Annotated in this window: 22 protein-coding genes; 11 read left to right on the top strand and 11 right to left on the bottom strand. The window is 62.8% G+C overall.

From position 1 onward, the window contains the following. Positions 1–16: 16 nt before the first annotated feature. The 4 genes from tolB to tolQ form a co-directional block, all read right to left on the bottom strand. Positions 17–1,363, bottom strand: coding sequence for a Tol-Pal system beta propeller repeat protein TolB (gene tolB, locus VKV28_05825; GenBank protein ID HLH76311.1), 1,347 nt, complete (start codon positions 1,361–1,363; stop codon positions 17–19). Then, entirely contained in the window at positions 1,360–2,427 is a 1,068-nt protein-coding gene (locus tag VKV28_05830) for an energy transducer TonB (protein ID HLH76312.1), read from the bottom strand. The genes tolB and VKV28_05830 overlap by 4 nt, the downstream gene beginning before the upstream one ends. After that, a complete protein-coding gene (gene tolR, locus VKV28_05835; GenBank protein ID HLH76313.1) occupies positions 2,411–2,872 on the bottom strand; it encodes a protein TolR in 462 nt (153 codons plus the stop codon). The genes VKV28_05830 and tolR overlap by 17 nt, the downstream gene beginning before the upstream one ends. A gap of 104 nt (positions 2,873–2,976) precedes the next feature. Then, entirely contained in the window at positions 2,977–3,690 is a 714-nt protein-coding gene (tolQ, locus tag VKV28_05840) for a protein TolQ (GenBank protein ID HLH76314.1), read from the bottom strand. A gap of 135 nt (positions 3,691–3,825) precedes the next feature. Here tolQ and pcnB point away from each other — a divergent pair, with 135 nt between their 5' ends. Both pcnB and VKV28_05850 read left to right on the top strand, forming a co-directional pair. Then, positions 3,826–5,148: a polynucleotide adenylyltransferase PcnB gene (pcnB, locus tag VKV28_05845; protein HLH76315.1), complete on the top strand. Its 1,323-nt coding sequence runs from the start codon at positions 3,826–3,828 to the stop codon at positions 5,146–5,148. Positions 5,149–5,254: 106 nt separating this feature from the next. Further along, positions 5,255–6,190 carry a branched-chain amino acid transaminase gene (locus tag VKV28_05850; protein HLH76316.1) on the top strand — a complete coding sequence of 312 codons (936 nt, stop codon included), beginning with the start codon at positions 5,255–5,257 and terminating at the stop codon, positions 6,188–6,190. Positions 6,191–6,194: 4 nt separating this feature from the next. Here the strand turns inward: VKV28_05850 and VKV28_05855 are convergent, their stop codons facing one another. Next, on the bottom strand, positions 6,195–6,389 hold the full coding sequence (locus VKV28_05855) for a hypothetical protein (protein ID HLH76317.1): 195 nt from the start codon (positions 6,387–6,389) through the stop codon (positions 6,195–6,197). A 407-nt stretch (positions 6,390–6,796) separates the two neighbouring features. Between VKV28_05855 and VKV28_05860 the strand changes: the two genes are divergently transcribed. The 6 genes from VKV28_05860 (at position 6,797) to VKV28_05885 (ending at position 12,013) form a co-directional block, all read left to right on the top strand. Continuing rightward, positions 6,797–7,432 (top strand): glutathione S-transferase family protein, encoded by a 636-nt coding sequence (locus VKV28_05860; protein HLH76318.1) that lies wholly within the window; start codon positions 6,797–6,799, stop codon positions 7,430–7,432. A 64-nt stretch (positions 7,433–7,496) separates the two neighbouring features. Then, on the top strand, positions 7,497–8,087 hold the full coding sequence (locus tag VKV28_05865) for a peroxiredoxin (protein HLH76319.1): 591 nt from the start codon (positions 7,497–7,499) through the stop codon (positions 8,085–8,087). 67 nt (positions 8,088–8,154) lie between these two features. Then, positions 8,155–8,694 (top strand): PH domain-containing protein, encoded by a 540-nt coding sequence (locus tag VKV28_05870; protein HLH76320.1) that lies wholly within the window; start codon positions 8,155–8,157, stop codon positions 8,692–8,694. Between the two features lie 9 nt (positions 8,695–8,703). Further along, positions 8,704–9,627: an ABC transporter permease gene (locus VKV28_05875; GenBank protein HLH76321.1), complete on the top strand. Its 924-nt coding sequence runs from the start codon at positions 8,704–8,706 to the stop codon at positions 9,625–9,627. Then, a complete protein-coding gene (locus tag VKV28_05880; GenBank protein ID HLH76322.1) occupies positions 9,624–10,433 on the top strand; it encodes an ABC transporter permease in 810 nt (269 codons plus the stop codon). The genes VKV28_05875 and VKV28_05880 overlap by 4 nt, the downstream gene beginning before the upstream one ends. Further along, the gene (locus VKV28_05885; GenBank protein ID HLH76323.1) at positions 10,430–12,013 is read left to right on the top strand and encodes an ABC transporter substrate-binding protein; all 1,584 of its coding nucleotides are present in this window, start codon (positions 10,430–10,432) and stop codon (positions 12,011–12,013) included. Before VKV28_05880 ends, VKV28_05885 begins: the two co-directional genes overlap by 4 nt. A gap of 84 nt (positions 12,014–12,097) precedes the next feature. Here VKV28_05885 and VKV28_05890 read toward each other — a convergent pair whose 3' ends face one another. Together VKV28_05890 and VKV28_05895 are read right to left on the bottom strand one after the other, a co-directional pair. Next, positions 12,098–12,625 (bottom strand): hypothetical protein, encoded by a 528-nt coding sequence (locus tag VKV28_05890; protein HLH76324.1) that lies wholly within the window; start codon positions 12,623–12,625, stop codon positions 12,098–12,100. A 60-nt stretch (positions 12,626–12,685) separates the two neighbouring features. Beyond that, positions 12,686–12,862: a hypothetical protein gene (locus VKV28_05895; GenBank protein ID HLH76325.1), complete on the bottom strand. Its 177-nt coding sequence runs from the start codon at positions 12,860–12,862 to the stop codon at positions 12,686–12,688. Between the two features lie 302 nt (positions 12,863–13,164). On the opposite strand from VKV28_05895, the gene VKV28_05900 reads away from it, so the two are divergent. Both VKV28_05900 and VKV28_05905 read left to right on the top strand, forming a co-directional pair. Further along, positions 13,165–13,881, top strand: a complete 717-nt coding sequence (locus tag VKV28_05900) for a DUF169 domain-containing protein (protein HLH76326.1) — start codon at positions 13,165–13,167, stop codon at positions 13,879–13,881. 322 nt (positions 13,882–14,203) lie between these two features. Then, positions 14,204–15,460, top strand: a complete 1,257-nt coding sequence (locus tag VKV28_05905) for an MFS transporter (GenBank protein HLH76327.1) — start codon at positions 14,204–14,206, stop codon at positions 15,458–15,460. 3 nt (positions 15,461–15,463) lie between these two features. On the opposite strand, the gene VKV28_05910 is transcribed toward VKV28_05905, so the two are convergent. The 4 genes from VKV28_05910 to VKV28_05925 form a co-directional block, all read right to left on the bottom strand. Further along, complete coding sequence (locus tag VKV28_05910) at positions 15,464–16,594, bottom strand: transglycosylase SLT domain-containing protein (GenBank protein ID HLH76328.1); 1,131 nt, start codon at positions 16,592–16,594, stop codon at positions 15,464–15,466. Positions 16,595–16,720: 126 nt separating this feature from the next. Continuing rightward, complete coding sequence (pyrF, locus tag VKV28_05915; protein ID HLH76329.1) at positions 16,721–17,617, bottom strand: orotidine-5'-phosphate decarboxylase; 897 nt, start codon at positions 17,615–17,617, stop codon at positions 16,721–16,723. Then, a complete protein-coding gene (locus tag VKV28_05920; protein ID HLH76330.1) occupies positions 17,599–18,810 on the bottom strand; it encodes an LLM class flavin-dependent oxidoreductase in 1,212 nt (403 codons plus the stop codon). The genes pyrF and VKV28_05920 overlap by 19 nt, the downstream gene beginning before the upstream one ends. Before the next feature lie 109 nt (positions 18,811–18,919). Continuing rightward, complete coding sequence (locus VKV28_05925) at positions 18,920–19,774, bottom strand: hypothetical protein (GenBank protein HLH76331.1); 855 nt, start codon at positions 19,772–19,774, stop codon at positions 18,920–18,922. Between the two features lie 353 nt (positions 19,775–20,127). Here VKV28_05925 and VKV28_05930 point away from each other — a divergent pair. After that, positions 20,128–20,782: cupin domain-containing protein (locus VKV28_05930; GenBank protein HLH76332.1), on the top strand; the 655-nt coding region annotated here is incomplete at its 3' end.

Below are 20,782 nucleotides of genomic sequence, written 5' to 3' on the forward strand. Positions count from 1 at the left end.
ACCCTTCCTCCTCGAACTATTCTCCCAACCACCACGACCATGCCGGATCTGTCGCATCACCGTCCTCCTTCGTTATCGGTGCAATGATTTTGCCACTATCCACTTGCATTAGATACAGCCTGCTCGTGCCGCTCCGGTCTGCGCTGAAAATCAGATAGCGCCCGTCGGGTGACCAGCTTGGATGCTGCCCGGCGGCCAACACAGTAGGCTGGCCACCATCAATGCCGATTATAGCGATGTGGAACCCGCCATTGCGGGTTTGGTATGCAATCCGGTCGCCCTTGGGCGAAATCGCCGGATCGGTGTTGTAGCTGCCCGAATAGGTAACCCGTCGTGCCTCGCCCCCCTGAGGATTCATCACATAGATTTGAGGTGTTCCGCCGCGATCCGAAGTGAAGGCCATCAGACTGCCATCGGCATTGAAACTGGGATTGACGTTGATCGAGCCGCCACGGGTCAGTTGCCGAATAACGTTGCCCTGCAAGTCCAGCATGAACAGATTGGTGGCGCCACCGCGTTCCACCGCCGCCACCACCGAGTTTCCGCCGGGGCTCACGGCGCCGCCCAGCAGCAGGCCACGGTCGGTGCTGATACGAATTTCGCGCTTGGTGGCCAGGTTGAACAGATAGAGGTCTGGCGAGCCGCTTTTAAAGGAGGTATAGAGCAAATGGCCAACCCCGCGATCGAAGCTAGGCGACAGGTTGATGGTCGGATTGTTGGTCACCCTATATAGGTCCTCGCCGTCCAGAGAGGTTATATAGATTTCCTTGAACCGCCCGCCGCGGGTGGAAACCAGCGCGATTTTGCTGTCGAAGGGGCCACGCTGGCCGGTAATCCCGGCCAGGATGGCGTCGGCAAAGCGGCGCGCCATCCGGTTGACGTCTTGGGGCGCGCCAGAAAAGCGTTTACCCACCAATTGCTTTTGCGCCGCGACGTCATACAGAAAGGCGTCGATCGTTACCACGGCATCCGAGGCGGTTACCGCTCCCTTGACCAGGAATTCGGCGTTAATCGAGCTCCAATCGGTGAAATTGAACTGACCTAGCTGGTAGCCGCTTTGCTGCGGATTCTCGATGTAGGCCTCGGGTTTAATCAACCGGAAGTAGCCCGACAATTCCAGATCGCGCGAAAGCACATTTACGAAGTGCGCCGACACCTCGCCCTCGTCGTCGCCTCCCAGGTTTTTTAGCTGGGATATCGCTATCGGCGCTAACTTGGAGCCTGGGCCGACGATGTCGAAATGTAGCAGACCGGACTGGGACTGTGCCCACGCCGGCGCACCTATCAGCAGTAATGTTCCGAGGCCGAGCACGGCAACCAAGGCGCGTTGGGCGCAAGTTGCTCCATAGGGCTGGAATCTCACGAATTTAGCTCTCCCAGTCTGAAGGTAGCCTCGACTCCGCGCGAGAATGCGTCGCGGTAGTCGGGCGGGGGCGGAGGAAACGGAGCCGCGCGTTTGATGGCGCGGATTACCGATTCATCATAGGCGTCATTGCGCGAGGAGCGCTGCACCTGATAGTTGAGCAACTGACCGTCGGGACCAATCGCGAACTCGATCGTGGCTGTCAGATCGCTATTACCTCCCGAAAAGGTCCAGGCTTTCTTAATCCGCTCTTGCACCTGCGTATAATACAAGAGAAAAAGCGGGTCCTTAAGCATTCCGGCACTTTCATGGCCGGGGCCCACCCCGTAACCCTGTCCCCCGCTTGAAACGTTGCTCTCCAGCGGACCACCACCTTCGCCCTCATGCCGCTGCGCAATTACCTTGCGGTGCTTGAGCGAATCCAGCAGCAGTTGCTTGCGCAACGCCGCCATCTGCTCGCGTACTCCCGGAGTGGGCTTCGGGGTGGCCTGGGCCAGCATCCGTTTGGGCGTCTCCCGCGGCCCCGCGCGGCGTGCTCGTGGGGTCGCGGTCGGTCGCGGACGCTTGGCGCGCGCAGTCGGCCTCGGCGTTGTCATGACCCGGTGTGCGGTCGCGGTGGGCCGGGTGGTGGCACGGCGGGTAGGCCGGGCGGTGGGACGCGGAGTTGGTGGCACGGTTGGTGCCGCCGTGGCCTGGGCCGGAGTTGGGGTCGGGGTAGGGGTTGGCGTCATATCGCCGCGCTTGTTGAGGGCAAAGGCCTTGGTGTCGCTGTTGGGTGCGCTCGCCTTGGCGGTCTTTGGAGGCTTGGGCGGCCTGGGTGGCGGTAGCGTTTTGCGGGGTGGACTCTGCGGGCGGTTGAGTTGCGGCAAATGGGTCCCTAAGTCGCCCGCGGGCAGGTTGTCCACTACCGCCACCGTATAGACTGGTGGTGGGGCCGGTTGTTCGGCGAGCCAGCGCGGAATCAGCACCAAGCCGCTGTAGAGCAAGCCGATGTGGGCCAGGGCCGAGAGCAGGATCGCGAGGGCTAGGCCCAGCCCGCCCCGCCCGTTATCGCCTGGCCCCACCCGAATGTCCGTGCCCGGGCGCGCCGGCGCCCATTCCGTTGTCCGGCACCTGGGTCACCATCCCGACGTTGCGAATCCCGGCGGCCTTGATTGCCGCCATCACCCGAATTACCGCGCCATAGGGCACTTGGTCGTCGGCTCGCACGAAGACCTGGCGGTCGGGCCGCTCCAGGGCGATGGCGCTCAGCTTGGTGGTGAGCTCTTCGGCCGTAAGCTTGGTATCGTTGAGATATATGGTCTGATCCCGGGTGACCGAAACCACGAATTGCTGCTCTTCGCCGGGCAGGGCGGAGAGCCGCTCCTTGGGCAAATTGAGCTCCACACCTTGCTGAATAATTGGCGCGGTTACCATGAAAATCACCAGCAACACCAGCATCACGTCCACCAGGGGCGTGACGTTTATCTGGGAGACCAAGGTCCCGCGCTTGCCCGCCTCGAATGCCATCGCCGCCTCACCCAACCCTTAGTTGGGTGGTCTTCTCAATTGCCACCGCCGCAGGCTCCCCAGCGCCAACCCATCGATTGCAGCCACGCGCCGTTCTCAACCGGCTAGGACAGGAAGTGCCGTTCGGCGATATTGACAAACTCCGAGGTGAAATTTTCCATCTCGGTCGCCAATACCCGCACCCGAGCGGTGAAGTAGTTGTAAAACATCTGAGCCGGAATGGCCGCCACCAGGCCCACCGCGGTGGTAATCAAGGCCTCGGCAATCCCCGGGGCGACCGCTTGAATATTGGAGGAATGAGCCGCCGAAAGGCCCAGAAACGCGGTCATAATGCCCCACACCGTGCCGAACAGACCGATAAAGGGAGAGGTCGAGCCGGTAGTGGCTAAAAAAGTGATCCCGGTTTCCAGCTTGGTCAGCTCGACGTTGGCCTCGCGCTGCATCGCCCGCATCACGTTTTCCACCCCGCCCAGCTCGGTGGAGAAGCTGCCCTCGGCGGCGTTGACTACCTGGCGTTTGGCCCGCGTCAGCCGCAGCAACTCCTGGTAGCCGGCGCGAAACACCTGGGCCACTGGGCTGCGCTTGAGATCCAGGCTGCCGGTATGGATCGCGGCCAAATTCTTGGATTCCCAAAACAGATTGATGAAGCGGGCCGATTGGCGACGGGCTTGGGAGACCTGGCGCAGCTTAAAGATGATGATACCCCAGCTAAAGATCGAGAACGCCAACAAAATCGCCAGCACCGCTTGGACCACCGGCCCGGTACCGAGCAGCATTTCGAGAATGTTGGGCGCGCTGAGCGCGGGCGATTGCAGCATAGCCGAGTACTTCGACCCTATTACATGGTTTTCCGCCAAGTCAACGCCACCGCTCGCACCGGCAGAAACGGTGGGGGATGGCGAGGCGCGGTCGGCGTGCTAAGTTGCAAGCATCGTGCGAGGTGCGACGCAGGCGTGGGGACGGCTGCGCACCCGCAACACCATCGGCGCGGGGTCAACGCAGCGGCAGTGGAGACATTGGAACGAGCGCAGCATCCGATTTCGCGCCGCGAAATCGATCCCAACGTTCTCAAGGTACTCTACCGGCTCATCAATGCCGGCTACGAAGCCTTTTTGGTGGGCGGCAGCGTCCGCGACCTGATGTTGGGGCGCACGCCTAAGGACTTCGATGTTGGCACCTCCGCCCATCCGCAACAGATCCGCGAGCTGTTCCGCAACTCGCGCCTGATCGGGCGCCGCTTCAAGCTGGTGCACGTCTTCTTCGGCCCCCAGAACATCGAGGTCGCTACCTTCCGCCGTCGCAGCGAGGAGGTCGTCGCGGAGGGCGACCCCTTGATTCGTCACGATAACACTTTCGGCACCCCGCAAGAGGATGCGCAGCGCCGCGACTTCACCATCAACGCGCTGTTCTACGACCCCAAGTCCTTCCGCGTCGTCGATTACACCGGCGGCCTGCTCGATCTTCAGGCCCGCCTGATCCGTACCGTCGACGACCCCGAAGTGCGCATGCGCGAGGATCCGGTGCGGATGATTCGCGCGGTGCGCTTTGCCGCCAAGCTGGATTTCCAGCTCGAAGCCGCCACTCGCGACGCGATCGTTCGCCATCGGGCCGACCTGCTCAAGACCTCGACCCCGCGCCTGGTGGAGGAAATTTTCCGCACTTTTACCAACGCGCCGCCCAAGCGGGCCCTGCTGTTGATGGCAGAACTGGGCCTGCTGGAAGTGGTGCTACCGTTTTTGTACGAACACCTTCGTCCCCAACTCGATTGTTTGGAAGCCGCGCACACCACGATCGCGATGGGTAGTCTGGAGGCGGCTTCCGAGGCTGGCATGCTCCCCTCGCGCGCTCTTACCTTGGCCTGCCTGCTGGCCGATCTATGGTTCGCCCGCAGCCAACTGCCACAGCCTGGGGCCGACCTAATCACCCAGCTGCGCGAGCGCGGCTTTCCCCGCGGCGAGATCGAGCGGATGCGGCTTTTGCTCAATGCCGCCGGGCGCATAGCGCGGCCCAACCATCGCTTGCGCGGGCTCTCCAGCCGACCGTATTACGAAGAGGCCAGGACGCTCTTTACCCTGCTGCCGCCTGCCATTTTCGGCCCCGCGCCGCGACGGGTCGAGGGCTCGCCGCCGGCCTCTGTCAGCTCCAGCCGGCGCCGGCGGCGGCCGCGCCGACGGCGGCTCGGAGCGCGTCGCCCGGACACCACTCCCAGCGAGAACGCCACCGCTACCTTGACTAGCGTGGGTGGCCACAGTGCGCTTGACCCGCGCTCGCTATGAGGGGCGCTGCGGACTGCTTGTTCCTTCTAGCGCCTTTCACTAGCGTAAAGCCCGGGTTGGCACGCCCGTAAGCCGCGCCAATCCGCGTCCTGGCAAGGAGTCAACGGTGGCGGGAACAGGTGCAAGCGAAGTCCAAACTAGCAGAATCTGGCTTGATGGCACGTTCGTGCCTTATGAAGAGGCCCGCATCCACGTCCTGACCCATAGTCTGCACTACGGTTACGGGGTATTCGAGGGCTTACGCTGCTATCGGGGCGACGATGGACGCTCGGCAATCTTTCGCGGTCCCGAGCACGTCCGCCGCCTGTTCGATTCCGCCCATATCCTGGGTATCAAAATTCCATTTTCCCAAGACGAGATCCTCAAAGCCTGCGCCCAGGCGGTAGGCCTCAACCACTTCACCGAATGTTACATTCGTCCCCTGGTTTTTCTGGGCGACGGTCAGATGGGTGTGGCCGCGCACAATAACCGCGTGCGGGTGGCAATCGCGGCCTGGGAATGGGGCGCCTATCTGGGCGAAGATGGGGTCAAGCGAGGGATCCGGCTCAAAACCTCTTCTTTCAACCGCTTCCATCCCAACACCCTGATGCCGCATGCCAAGGCCACCGGCCACTACATCAATTCGGTCCTTGCCGTGCACGAAGCGCAGCGCGGAGGCTATGACGAAGCGATGCTGCTTGATGTCGACGGCTATGTGGCCGAAGGTAGCGGCGAGAACATCTTCGTGGTGCGCGACGGGGTGGTGACGACCCCGCCCTCGGCCTCGGCGCTGCCCGGGATTACGCGCGACGCGGTCATCAAGATTCTGGCCGATCTCGGCCTGCAGGTGCGCGAGCAGCGTTTCCCGCGCGACACCGTCTATATCTGCGATGAAGTTTTCATGACCGGTACCGCGGCCGAAGTCACGCCGGTGCGCGAGGTCGATGACCGCACGGTCGGCAGCGGCGTGCCGGGGCCAATCACCCGCCAGGTGCAGGAGACTTTCGCCGCCGCGCTGCGCGGCCGCGATCCCCGCTACCGCCACTGGCTGCACTATGTCTGAGTCTCTAGTCAAGCCGCCAGGGTGAGCGCTCGCCCCAGGTGCGCAGGATAGCGCTCGCCCACGCCGTCGACTTGTCCTTATGGCAGGAGGTGCACGGGTTTGGGATGCCGTATTTGTCGGTCATCGCCGGCGGAATAAAGCGGAAGGTGTGCGCATGCACGAACGCGCCTGGCACGCCTTCGCCCTCGATCGCCGGCATGTGGCAATCCACGCAGCGGCTGCCCGCGGTGCCCTCGTTATGCTGGGTATGGGCCTCGAGCGTTGCGGTGCGCGGTCCGTTGGGAGAGCCCGGACCATGGCAGCTCAGGCATAGGGTCTGCGCCGGCTGGTCGAAGCTGGGCGTAGTTGCCTGTGCCGTGGGCGTCGTGACAATCGAAGCAGGTAATGCCGCGGCGGTACATCAAGCTCTGAACGAAGTCGTTGCCCTGCATCCGATTCTTGTGCGCGGTGCCGTCGGCCGCTTCCGATGGTGCTTGACAGCATATGCCAACGAAGTCATACAGGTCACACGGTTGCCCCGCCATTGTGCGGCGCTGCGCGGCTGGCCCAGGTGGCGTTCCTTGTCATGAAACGTGGCCATGCGGCGGCGGACCGAAGACCTCAGCGATGACTAATCCGACGCGGCTGCAGCTCTATCATTTCGCGGCCTCAGGCAATTGCCGCGCGGTGCGTTTGGTGCTCGCGGAGAAGGGGTTGGCCTTTACCCGGGTGGAAATCGACGTGACTCGCGGCGACAATCGGACCCCGGCCTTTCTTGCGCTCAATCCGCGCGGCAAGGTGCCGGTGCTGGTAGATAACAGCCCGATGGGGGAAGTGGTACTGGCCGAGGTGTCGGTGATCAACGAATATCTGGACGAGGCCTTTCCGCTACCCGCGCTGATGCCGGCCGGCGCTGCAGCGCGCGCCCGTGTGCGCGCCCTGGTCCATCTGTTCGACACCGAACTCAGTCCCACCGTCGGACCGCTGATTATCGAGCAGTTGCTGCGCCCCGCCGGCCAGCGCCGGGCTGAGTTCATCGCCGAGCGCCAAGCCGCCACCCGCGCTCTGCTCCAGCGGCTGATTGGAATGGTCGACCGGGAAGGTCCCTTTCTGGCTGGCTCCTACAGCTTGGCCGATCCTCTTTACACGCCACTACTGTCGGTGATGGAGTCATGCGGAGTGGCGCTGGAGGAGTTCGCGCCGCTGACGCGATGGCTAGCAGCCGTCCAGGCCCGACCTAGCTACGCAGCCTCGGCGAGTTGAAGCCGGGAAAATCGGCGGGCAAAGAGCGCTCCACACAGCGCGGCCAATATAGGAGGACGGCGAAATGCGTTTTGCAATCGTGCTTGTCATAGTCGTAGTGGCCGTGGGGCTGATCATCTTTCAGCCCTGGCGCGCCGCCGCCGCGCTGCTGGCTGCTGGGCAGAGCGCGCCCAATTTTCAAACCCAGATGGTCACCGCCGACGGAGTCAGGCCGGTGCAACTAACTGATTATCGGGGCAAGACCGTGGTCTTGTATTTTTATCCCAAGGACTTCACCCCTGGTTGCACCAAGGAGGCCTGCGCTTTTCGGGACGGTTACGCCAAGCTAGCTCAGGCTGGGATCGTGCTTCTGGGGTGCAGCGTGCAGAATACCGATTCGCACGCCAAGTTTATCAAGAAATACAACCTGCCCTTTCCCCTGCTGGCCGACCCAGACAAAAAAATTGCCAGCGCCTACGGGGTCGCCAACGGCATTCCGGCTCTAGGGTTGGATAAGCGGGTGACCTACGTCATCGACCCGCAAGGCAAAATCGTCAAGGTCTATCCCAAAGTCGATCCCGCAACCCACGCCGGTGAGATAATCGCGGCTTACGCCACAGGGCCTAAGCCAGCCGCGCAATCCGAACCGGCCGCGGGTGGAGGACCGGCGGAGTAGGCTTGATGGAGGCGGGCGCGATCGACCCGTCGATGGCGCCCGATTGGCCAAGCCGGCGGGAGGATTGATGCGCTGCACGCAATGCGGATTCGAAGCTGCCGCTGGCGCGACCTTCTGCTCGCGCTGCGGCCAGCGCATGATTACCCTGCGGCCCGAAGCCAAGCACGAGTTCGCGCTGGCCAACATCATGCCCTCTTGGTGGCTGGCGACCGGCTCATTTTTCTCGGCCTTGGTACTCGCGGGATTGGCTGCTTTGATCTTCGTTCATGGCCGCCGCGGCTGGCCCCTGGCCGCTGCCTTGCTGGTACTGGCTTGGATAATCGTCGCGCTGGCGGTGCTCGGGCGTCGCAGCACGAGCTGGAGTCTCACTTCCGAACGGCTGATCGAGCGGCGTGGCTTCCTTTCGCGCACCCGCCGTGAGATTGAATTGGCCGATATCCGCTCGGTGGAAATCGACCGGCGGCTGATTCAGCGCCTATTCGGTCTGGGCAGCGTGGTGATTTCCTCCGCAGCCAGCGCCGATTTCTCCATCCGGATGGAAGGAGTGGCCGACCCCGAGACGATCGCTGAGACGGTGCGGCGGGCGCGGCTGCGCCGCCTGGCGTAACCCAGGCCGATGTTGTCCTATCTGATCCGGCGCCTGAGCTTCGGCGTGGCGGTTTTACTAGGCACCTCGCTGATTACTTTCGCCATCGCCTTCGTGGTGCCCGCCGATCCGGCGGTGACGATCGCGGGCGCAAAGGCCGATCCGCAAACCCTGGCCCTCATCCGCGCCCAATTGGGGCTGGATCGGCCCATTTACATTCAATATGCGCGTTACCTGGACCGGCTGCTGCACGGCGATCTGGGCCGCTCCTACATCATGCGCGAAAATGTCGGCCACCTGATCGCGACGCGCTTTCCCGCCACCGCCGTGTTGGCGCTATGCGCGATGGTGCTGTCGCTGCTGATCGGGCTAGCGATGGGGATGATGGCGGCCGCCCATCGTGATCGCGCGTTGGATAATGCCTTGCTCGTGTTCGCTCTGACCCTGGTCTCATTTCCGGTCTTCTGGTTGGGCCTGATGCTGCTGATGGTGGGTGGCCTGTACCTGCGCTCATTTCCCTTGGGTGGCTTCAGCGGTCCCAAAAGCTTGCTCCTGCCTACGCTCACACTGGCGTTGGGGTCGGGCGGCTACTATTCGCGAATCCTGCACACTTCGATGGGCGAAGCGATGGGCCAGGATTACATCCGCACCGCGCTGGGCAAGGGGCTGTCGCGCCGGCAGGCGATGTTTCGTCATGGATTGGTCAACGCCCTGCTCCCGCTGGTAACATTGGCGGGACTGGATCTGGCCGGGCTGCTTTCCGGGGTAGTGCTGACCGAGACCGTGTTCGACTGGCCCGGCATCGGCCGCCTTGCCTTCGAAGCGATCTTCAACCTGGACATTCCCCTGATCATGGGCACCGTGCTGTTTTCTGCTGCGCTGATCGTGGTCGGCAATCTGCTCGTGGATCTGCTCTACCTGTGGCTGGACCCGCGCATTCGGTTGACCACATGAAAGCCAGCGGCAGCACGATGGAACTGATTGGCGCCGTGATGGTCGGTACGATCGCCCTGGTCGCCGTGGCCGCCCCTTGGCTGGCGCCGCACAATCCTACCGCCGCGGTGGCGACTAGTTTTGGCGCGCCCGCGCCCCCCAGCCGCGCCTTTCCCTTCGGTACCGATGAGCTCGGCCGCGACGTACTCTCGCGCATTATCTGGGGCGCGCGAATCTCGCTCACCGTGGGATTGGCGGGAATGGTCATGACGATGACTATCGGAGTGGCGATCGGACTGTGCGCGGGGTTGTTCGGGGGAACCGTGGATTTTGTCCTGATGCGTTTCACTGACGTGATGCTCACGCTGCCCGGGCTGCTCCTGGCGATGGCGCTGGTTGCCGTTCTCACTCCCAGCCTGCTCACCATCCTGATTGTAATTGGCCTGGTCTCCTGGACCCAGGTCGCGCGGGTGGTCCGGGCCGAAGCGCTCTCCATCCGCCAGCGCGATTTCGTCGTGGCCGCGGTCATGCTGGGCGCCTCTTCGTGGCGCCTCCTGACTCGCCATCTGCTACCCAACACGATGCCGTTGATCGTGGTCATGGCGGCCCTGGCCACTTCGGGCACCTTGCTCCTTGATGCGGGGCTGAGCTTTTTGGGTTTAGGGGTGCCGCCGCCCACCCCAAGCTGGGGACGGATGATCGACGAGGCGCAGCTTTATCTACGCACCGCCCCTTGGCTGGCAGCCTTTCCAGGTTTGGCGATCCTGTACGCCGTGCTCGGCTTCAATTTTCTGGGCTACGGCTACCTGCGCCGGCAGGGACGATGAATCCCGGCCGGTGGCTGGCGCTGGCCGCGTTGACCCTGCTGCTGGCCGCCTGCCAGCACGACCCAGCGCTTAATTTCCCCCCTGGCGCCCAGGTGCTCCATCTAGCCAGCCAGGATGATGTACCGACTTTGGATCCGGCGGCTGGCTACGACACCGCCTCGTGGAGTTTTGAACAGGCCCTGTTCGATACCCTGGTGCGCTACGCCGACGGCTCGATTGCGCTTAAACCGGACTTGGCCACGAGCTGGGAAAGTTCGCCCGACGCCACCCATTTCACCTTCCATCTGCGTCACGATGCGCGCTTCAGCAACGGCCGAGTGGTTACCAGCGGCGATCTGAAATATTCCCTGCAGCGAGTGCTCACGCCCGCCACTCGCTCCAAGGGAATCGAATATTACCGCAATATCCTGGGTGCCGAAGATTATATCGCCGGTCGGGCCAACGACGTGCGCGGTATCGCGACACCCGATCCCTACACCATCAGCTTCACCCTGCGCGCTCCCGACCCGATCTTCATCCATAAGCTATGCATGCCCTTCGCTGCCGCCGTGCCGCGCGAAGCAGTGCAACGCTGGGGCGATGACTTTTCCTCCCATCCAGTGGGCAGCGGCGCCTTCGAACTCAAGCAATGGCGGCGCGGTCAGTACCTCGTGCTGACGCGCAATCCCTATTACTTCGTGCGCGGCCAGCCGCGGCTCGACGCAGTTGTGGAGCGGGTGGGGGTCAACGAAGAGCTGGAATGGTTGCAATACCGGGCGGGGGAAGTGGATGTGGCGGGGATACCTTCGGCGGATTTTCCGGCCGTAATAAAAGATCCGCGACTGGCACCCCTAATCCTCAAAATCGTCAGTGCTGCCACCGATTACCTGGGACTGAATTGCCAGATGGCGCCATTGACCGATGTGCGCGTGCGGCGGGCTTTCAACTACGCGATCGACAAGCGCAAGCTGCTTGCCCTCCTCAACGGCCGTGGTGTGATTGCACACGACGTCCTGCCACCGGGCCTGCCTGGTTACGACCCGGACTTGGCGGGCTATCCTTACGACCCGGCGCGTGCGCGCCATCTGCTGGCGGCTGCCGGGGTCAAAGCCGGCTTCGCGCCCGAGCTATGGATGCGGGCCGATCAGACGATGCTTTTGCTGGGCGAGTCGATCCAGCAGGATCTGGCCCTGGTCGGAATCAATGTCAGGCTTAAGCCGGTGGCCTGGGGCCCGTTGCTGGAAGCGGTACGCCAGCCCAGCACCGTAGCGCTTTCCTTACTGGGATGGGAAGCCGATTTTCCCGATCCCGAAAACTTTCTCAACGTGCTCTTTTCCAAAGCGCAGTGGGGTTCCAATAACGATACCTTCTATTACAACCCCGAAGTGGACAGGCTAATGGCCCAGGCCGCTCCACTGGCCGATTTGCACCAGCGTTTGGCGCTGTACAAGCAGGCCGAAAAGTTGATCGTGGCCGATGCGCCCTGGGTCTTTCTCTACCATCCGGTCACTTATGTAATTCGCCAACCCTGGGTGCATGGATGGGTGCTCAATCCGATGCGGCCAACCCGCTTCGAAAAGGTCTGGATTTCAGCGCACTGAGGCGACTGTCCGGCCGAGCGAAGAAAAATTTTGCAGGCCACAGCTCACGGCGTGTAGCGAGTTTACCACTTCCCGTTTTCCCCGTCAGGGGGTGGTGGCCTTCAGCGAATCGGCTTGGTCCGGCAAAGCGGCGTGCGCGCCGACCGCGAACTGGGTGACGGTAAGTTGCATCGGACCACTCCCCTGCTCCAGCAAACCCGTGACGATCAGTGGTTTGCCTTGTGGTAGCGCGGGCGAGGCCGCAGTTAGAAGGAAGCGGTTCTTGCCCGCCACGAATTCGCGTTTGGCGGCACTCCCAGCCACCTGGCCACGCGCCACGATTCGCAGCCGCTGAACATTGGCGTTGAGCCCGGCTAGGGTTTGGTCCAGCGCGCTGAAGTTCAGCGGCGCGTCTTTGGCATAGGACATATCCACGGTTTGCCGACTCATGCTGATTTTGACATCGCCCACCCCCGGCTGGCTGCGAGCCGCCTGCTCCAGCGGCGGTAGACACAGTGCGCAAGTAATGCCCTTGACGTCGGCGGTGGCGCTCAGCACCTGGGCGTGAACTGGCACCGTACTGAGCAAGACGGGCAACAAACTGGCAAGGATTGAGGTTCTAACGATTTTCATAGTCTGAAGCAGGGCGCTTTTCGGCTTCCACTGACTGGAATACACCCCGCCGATTTGGTTCTAACGGTAACGCAGCCACAGCATTGCCCAGTAGCCAAATATCAGCACATTGATCGCGACGCTGGCCCCGGCCACCAACCGCACACTCCATTTGCGCCCCTGAAAGGGGCGGCGCCGAATCAGGTAAAGTTCATACCCCAACGCGCCCAAAGCCAGGATGGCGAAAGGGATCTGCAATCGCTGTAACCAGATTATACAGCTCGCGCTGAGGATCGAAAACAGGCCAAGTCCTGCCAGGACTTGAGTCAGTATTCATCAACTGGGGACCAACAAGCTGGCGATGATCGCCAACCAGCCGGGCTTCTTGGGGTCTACCACCGTCGAATCCCGTTCGCCTCCCTACGCGCAGTGCTCGCAACCTCAGCTACACGCGAAAATCGACCCCTTGTCAACCCGAGGCGAATGGCGCAATGTTGAGCAAAAGCTTTGACCTAGTACAAGCTTGGGCGTACCGCTGGTCCGCCGCAGGAGAGTTTAACGTGGGACGCAATTACAAGGAGATCGCCACCCAACTGGAGGCCTCGCTGGGGCTCACCGTTCCGCCCCTAGCCATTACATTTTCCAAGAGCGCTCCCGCCGGCGTTCCGCATTACGAAGCGCCCATGCCGGCGCCCGCTCCCGACGGCCGCACCGGTCCGGTTTCAGCGGGCTGCGTCTTCTGGATGAAGGCCACCGATCGTACCTTCACCACCAACGCCGCCGATCATGCCAACTGCAGCGTGGGATCTTTTACCCACGGCTTCAAAACCTTGGAAGAGGCGGCAAAAGGTGCCGATATCGCGGCGATGGCCGAATGCAACTGGGTCTCGCCCGATGTTTTTCCGCTCATTACCCACATCAAGGAAAAGCCCGGCGCTGTGACTTACGGACCGCTGTCCCAGGCTACCGACCCCGACGTGGTCTTTTTGCGAGTTAATCCCAAGCAGGCGATGGTGCTGGTCGACGGCCTGCAGGGTGTGCGCTTCGAGGGCAAGCCTCAATGCCACATCATTCCGATCGCCAAGGAGCTGAACCAAGTTGCGATCAGCTTCGGCTGTATGGCCAGCCGCGTGCGCACCGGGATGCCCAATGGCGAGATGACCTTGGCGATTCCAGCCGGCAAAATCGACGAAGTGGTGGCGGCCCTTCAAAAAAGCGCACCCGCCGAGTATGCGGTGGCTGGCTACGCTTCTGACGACGCCAAGCGCTTCGCCTAGCATTTCCTACCCCAGCAGCCGGGTTCATCACCCGAGCTGCTGGGGTTTTCGAAGCCGCTGGTGGCCATTCGCCAGCCTGTCAGCTGACTTTCTCCAGGGTACAACCGCAGCAGCACGCGGGTGTCTCGCCGCTGTATGCAGTCCGCCGCCGCGCCTTTAGTCATATCGATCGCACAGCCGCAACAAGCCTCAGTACTGATCCGACGCTGGCCTCGTGGGCGTGCCCGAGTATGCTTGGGCTGGTGGATGAAGCTTTGGGTGCGCTTGGTGGCTGTGTTCGGCTCGCCGACCAGCCCGCGGCAAGAGTCTCGAACCGATTGACATGAGCGACCCCGCTTCCCTGCTTGCCGCCTCCTCCACTGCGGGCATCTTCGCTAATCGTAATTTGCGCCTGTATCTGGGTTCGGTATTACTCAACAACCTGGCGATCCAAATTCAATCGGTCGCGGTGGCCTGGCAGGTGTATGCACTGTCGGGCAGCCCGTTGGCCTTGGGATACGTGGGGCTGGCGCAGTTCGTGCCGATTCTGGCTCTGTGCCTGCCCGCGGGCAATCTGGCCGACCGCTGTGACCGGCGCCTAATCCTGGCTCTCAGCTTTGCCCTGCAGGGCTTGGCCGCCGGTGGGTTCCTGGTATTTTCGCTGGCTACTCCGCGCCACCTGTGGCCCTTTTATCTGCTGCTGGCGCTGTTCGGCAGCGCGCGCGCGTTAGGTGGACCCGCGGCTCAATCCTTGCTGCCGCAGTTGGTTGAGCGCCGGCAATTTCCTGAAGCTGTGGCTTGGAATTCTTCCAGCAACCGGATCGGAGTGATCGTGGGCCCGGCCCTGGGCGGTGCTATCTACCTACTCGGAGCGGCGGTGGCCTATGGGAGCTGCCTGGCGCTGTTCGCGGTGATTGCAGGCACGATTGTCCGAGTGCGAACCACGGTCCGGTTTGAAGCGGCCGTGGAGGCAAGCATGCTGCAACGGCTGACCGCTGGTATCCGCTATGTGTGGGCACAGCCCATTGTACTGGGTGCGATCTCGCTCGATCTGTTCGCTGTCTTGCTGGGTGGCGCCACCGCGCTCCTGCCGGTATATGCGCGCGACATTCTGCACGTTGGCCCCAGCGGCTTGGGGCTGCTGCGTAGCGCGCCGGCGGTGGGCGCCGCGATCGTGGGACTGTCGCTGGGACGACGGCCGCTCAATGGGCGGGCGGGCGCAATCATGTTTGCCGGGGTGGCGTGCTTCGGCCTGGCCACGGTCGTCTTCGGCATTTCCAGCAATTTCGGGCTTTCGCTGGGCGCCCTTGTGGTTCTAGGCGCCTGCGACATGCTCAGCGTTTATGTCCGCGCCACCTTGATCCAGCTTGCCACTCCCGACCCGATGCGCGGGCGGGTCAGCGCGGTCAATCGGGTCTTTGTAGGCGCTTCCAACGAGTTGGGCGGCTTCGAGTCCGGGGTCACGGCGGCTCTTTTCGGCACCGTCCCCGCGGTGGTACTTGGCGGGGTCGGAACCTTGGCCGTGGTGGCAGTGTGGTGGCGGTTATTCCCGACCTTGCGTCAGGTTGACCGCCTAACCGACGTGATGGCCTTTGAGTAGCGCTCAGGCCTCGCGCATCGGCTTGACTCGCCGGCGATAGCGACGGACCGGCACATGGTGGCGGCCGTGGACGATGCGACGACGGTGGTTAATCAAGGCTACTCGGCGCAACGGGCTACCCACCGCGCGGCGGTAAATGTGGACGCTGGCGCGCAGCAGCCGCGGCGTTGGCATTTCTTGTACGGGCGGTTCGGCATCGATGCCGGGGAAATACATCTCGCGATTATTCCATACCTGTAGCGCGGCCAGGAACTCAGCGTAATAATTTTTACTCGCGAAGCCGAAATGCGGCCCCTCATATGTGCGAACGATATCGAATAGATTGCCCCCGTTGGTTGCTTCCACCGCCTGCATCATTCCGCCGGTGCCGTAGTCGTAAGCGGTGATCGCCAAGGGCCAGTCCCCCAGCATATCGTGGTTGTGCGCCAGCAGCTTGGCTGCCGCCTCGGTGGCGCGTTGGGGATCTAGCCGCTCGTCGTTCCAGCGGTTGACTTGGAGATAGCTCTTGGCGGTCGCGCGAGTGAATTGCCACAACCCCAGTGCGCCAGCCTTGGAACGAGCGTCGGGGCGAAAACCCGATTCCACCACCGGCAGCAGGGCCAGCTCTGCAGGCAGGTCGAAGTCTTGGAAGATGTGCTCAATGCGCGGCAGATAGAAGCGTGCGCGCACCAGCGAGGCGCGAAATTGCTCGCGCATCCCCTGCTGCACGCGCAAATTTTGTACCGCCGCTGCGTAATCAGGATGGCGCTGGCTCTTGAACAATGCGGCCACCGCCTTTTCCTCGAAATCCGCCGGCGCGCCATGGGCCGCCAAGCGGGTCAGGATTTCGGTATACTTAGTCTTCAAATACTCATTGGTGGAGTCCACGTCGGCCCAGCTCGGCGGGCCGTCGCCGGGCAAATGTAAAATCTGGTAAATCCGCTCCACCTGGGTCCGGTCCATCACAATAAAGTCGCGGTCGGAGTAACGGGTGAAGACGTCGACCCAAAACTCGACGTTGGGCTCGATCGCTTCGGGGCGCGGGAAGTTGGAGTGCATCATGGCCGCGCCGACACGGCTGGCCGCGCCAGCCAGCAGTGCAATCGCCAGCAGCAGACAGCCGCACGCTCGCGGCCTGGCAAGAAAGCGATCCACCCTGCGAAACCTCCGCCTGGCGCTCCGGCGATAATAAGCGCCTTTCCGCTAATAGCTGCCAGCGAAAGGGTTTGTCAAGTAACGCTTTATGTTGTCTTTAGCAAAAAACCGTCAATAACGGATGGTTCAGGCTTCCAGCGCGCCGCCACCTGCCAGCGCTTGTGCCAAGTGCTCACGCAGCCGCGATGCCGCCGCGCGCGCCGCCGCCACCGCGTTGTGCGACCCCTCAGCCTGGTAGGCGTACATCACGGCGCGGCTGGCGTTGACCACCACCCCCAGGCCGTCGGCCCGCGCCGCCGCCACCGCGTCCTGGGCGCTGGCCCCCTGCGCGCCCAGGCCCGGCGAGAGCACGATAGCGGTGGGCATCAAGGCGCGCGCTCGTGCGGCCTGGCGCGGGTAGGTGGCACCCATCACGGCGCCGACCGCGCTCAAACCATGGCCGCCCTCCAGCCCGCGGCCCCATCGATCGACCTGAACCGCGATGCTCTCCCACAACGGACGCTGAGGTGTAAGAAGATCCTGGAACTCGCCGGAGGATGGATTGGAAGTCTTGACCAGCACGAACAGCCCTCGCCCCCGCTGGACATGCGCCAAAAAGGGCAGAATGCCGTCGCTGCCCAGATAGGGGTTGACGGTCATCGCATCGCAGCCGAACTCTCCCTCACCCAAAAAGGCTTGGGCGTACGCGGCAGCGGTGGAACCGATGTCGGCGCGCTTGGCGTCGGCGATTACGATCAGATCCAGGCGGCGCGCCAGCGCCACCACCGCCGCGAACGCGCGCATCCCTTCCAAGCCGCGGGCCTCGAAGAAAGCCAGCTGTGGCTTGATCGCCACCGCCAGCTCGGCGCAGGCCTCGACGATCGCGCAACACCAGCTCTGCAGGCTGTATCCCGCGGGCACCCCCGGCTTGCCGGGTGCGTCAAGCTGGGGGTCGATTCCGACCACCAAGGCGCTGCCTTTGCTTCGTTGGGCCGCAACCAAACGATCGGCGAAGTTGTCCAACGTTACGCGCGCGCCTCCCAAGCTTCCTCGGCCAGCGGCACCCGGGTCACTTGATGGGCCTGCAGCGCGGGCATCACTTCGGCCGCAAAGCGACGAATCTGTTCCAGGAACATTTCCTGTGGCATCGCCCCGCGGTTGAGCATCACCTGCACGGTGGCCGCGCCGGCCTCCTCGGCCTGCTCGATGATCTTGGCGCGTACCTCGTCGGCGTTGCCCCAGGGCATATCTTCGGCTTGGCGCTCGACATCCGCCATCGTCATGTTACGAAAATCTTCGCGGCTGCGAATGGCTGCGCGCAGATTTTCAGGTCGCACGTAGGAGGCGAAAGTCGCAGTCAGGTAGCCGGCGTCGCTGAGGGTTTGCGACTCGGTGACGTTGCCGTGGCTGAAGAGGGTGCGATTGAAATACAAGAAGTAGGGTCCCGCCTCTTTGATCGCGCGCGCCTTGCTGTCGGCCACATAGACCGAAAAGTTGAGCACGATATGGTCGGGGGTCATGCGATGGCCGGCGCGTTGCAGGCAGGCGGCGTAGTAACGAATGATATCCAGGCGCAGGCCGCGCTGTCCCAGGCCGGGGGTGATCGGAATATTGTTGCGCGCGGCCCATTCGATTGATTCCTTGCTGCCGGTGACCGGAACCCAGATCGGCGGATGGGGCCGCTGCACCGGACGGGGCCAGATCGCCACGTCCTTGTAAGACCAGAATTGCCCCTGAAAGGAGAAAACCTCGTCAGTCCAAGCTCGCCGCACGATCTCGAAGGCTTCCTCGAAGCGTGGGCGCGACTGCGCCAACGGCACGCCGTAAACGTGATATTCGCGCGGAATACCGCGGGCAAAGCCGGATACCAGCCGGCCATTGGAGAGGCAATCGATCATCGCCAGCTCTTCGGCCAGCCGCAGCGGCTCGTGCAGGGGCAAGAGGTTACCGTAGATCAAAAGCTTCAGCTGGCGGGTGCGCTGGGCCGCCGCCGCTGCCATCAGGTTGGGCGAGGTCATCAGTCCATAGGGCGAGGTGTGATGCTCGTTGAAACCCACGCCGTCGTAGCCCAGCTTGTCCATCTCTTCCCAGGCGTCGAGGTGCTCAGCATAGCTTCGCACGGCCACCTCGGGCTTGAAGTAGCTGCGCCCCAAAGGGTAAGGCAATTCGTTGCTATCCTTTTTGAGATGTTCCAGGTGCTCGGCATAGGGCAGAAGATCGAAAACGAAAACCTTCACGGCGGGATGCTCCTTGTCGCGCCAGCCTTATGAAAACTGCCGCAATCTACCACCGCCCGCGCCACTTTCTCAAACTGCCGGGCGAATCGATAGCCGGCGCTTTGTGGGATCAATCGCCCAGACTGGTTCTGAGCTGAGCCAGCTCGCCCTGGAGCTTTTTGAGGTAATCACTCTGCTCTTGGATCTGGCGCTGCATTTCGAAGGGCGTGGCCACCGTGGCGGACGGATCGGGTTTGTCGTCGGGCGCCGGCCCCTGGATCTGAACGATCGGCTTGGCATTCATGCATTCGCTATACGTCAAGTCGTCGTTCTGACATTCGCGCAGTCGTTTCCGCTCCCCGATCAATTCCTCGATCTGCTGGCGCTGCCGCTCGAGCTGATCGCGCAGCGCCGTCATGCGCGCTTCTTGCTCGGTTTGATGCTTGGCGATGCCGTAGGCTCCGAACACCGCGACTCCGACCGCGGCTCCGGCTTCCACTCCGGCCACTGTGGGTGCCGCGGTTATGCCACCTGCCGCCACCACCCCGCCTACCCCCCCGGCCGCCAGCAAAGCGGCCGAATCGACCACTTTGGGCGCGCCCCGCATCGCGCATTCCACAGTAGGATGTTGCTGCAACTCGACCGCCTCGCCCAGGTAGTTAACCTCGGTGCCGACGTCATTTTGATGGGATTTGACCTCGATCACCGCGTCGGTCGCCGGATACTTGGCCAAGGCCTCGGCTCTGAGCTTGCGGTTGGCCTGGGTAAGATCGGGATCGACCGCAGCGTCGGCGTAGGGAACCGCAATCCGCACTGGGCCTAGATCGCTGAAGCATTCGCCGGGCAGGCTTTTATCCGTGACGTAGATGTAACGATCCGGAGTCTTGGCAACGGGCGGCGCAACGGCGGTTTGACGGCTGGCGCAGGCTAAGGCGAACACGCCCAGTGATAACAGTCCGAGTCTAAAAACATTGTGCTTGGCCATCGGCGGTCCCGTTGCTGCATGAGCGTCGGGGCGCGATTGTAGCAGTTGGCCGCGCGAATTTCATTACGACAAGTGAGCGAAAGATCACCAGCGCAGTGCGCCGGCCGACCCGCCGCCCTCCTGCTTGGTGCTGGATTGGATCGTTTGGGCGGGCCCGGGGGCGCGCGGCGCGAGAGGCTGGGAACCTCGGGCCGGTTCACTGCTCGGCCCGGCGTCGAAAAATTGAAGGTTGCAAATAGGCAGGGATTGTCGCATAGGGCATACTGGGTTAAGCATCGTCAGGTTGCAACGAATCCCTGCCACCCTTAGGCCGTGCCCGAGGGCGGCGTACTGAACCGATCGAGGCATTTATCATGGACACGTCACACGGCGCCGCAGCGCAAAGTGCGGAAATCTCGCGCCAGCGACAGGAATTCTATGGCCGCGCTGCTCGGCACAATTTGGCTCCGTTGTGGGAAGTAGCGCAGGCGATCGTGCCGCCGCTGCCCTCCTCGCCCTGCGTGCCGGCCTTGTGGCGCTATGCCGAGGCCCGGCCCTACCTGCTCGAGGCCAGCCGGATAATCAGTGCCGCGGAGGCCCAGCGCCGGGTGCTGATTTTGGAGAATCCCGGACTGCCCGGCCAATCGCGCATTACGCCTAGTCTTTATGCCGGGTTGCAAATCGTGATGCCAGGCGAGATCGCCCCGGCCCATCGCCATACTCCGGCCGCGCTGCGCTTCGTCGTGGAAAGCAGCCGGGGCGCCTATACCGCGGTGGGCGGCGAGCGCACCCTGATGGCGGCGGGCGACTTCGTGATCACGCCGTCGTGGTCCTGGCACGATCATGGCAACGAAAGCACCGATCCGGTCATCTGGATCGACGGCTTGGACATGCACATGGTCAATCTTTTCGATGCCAGCTTTTTCGAGCAGTTCGGCGACGACCGCTTTCCCGTCAAGCGGCCCGAGGGCAGCGCGCTGGCCGAGACCGGCAACAACCTGCGGCCGGTCAACTTTACCCATCGCGGCC

The organism is Candidatus Binataceae bacterium (assembly GCA_035294265.1).
Lineage (GTDB): Bacteria > Desulfobacterota > Binatia > Binatales > Binataceae > DATGLK01.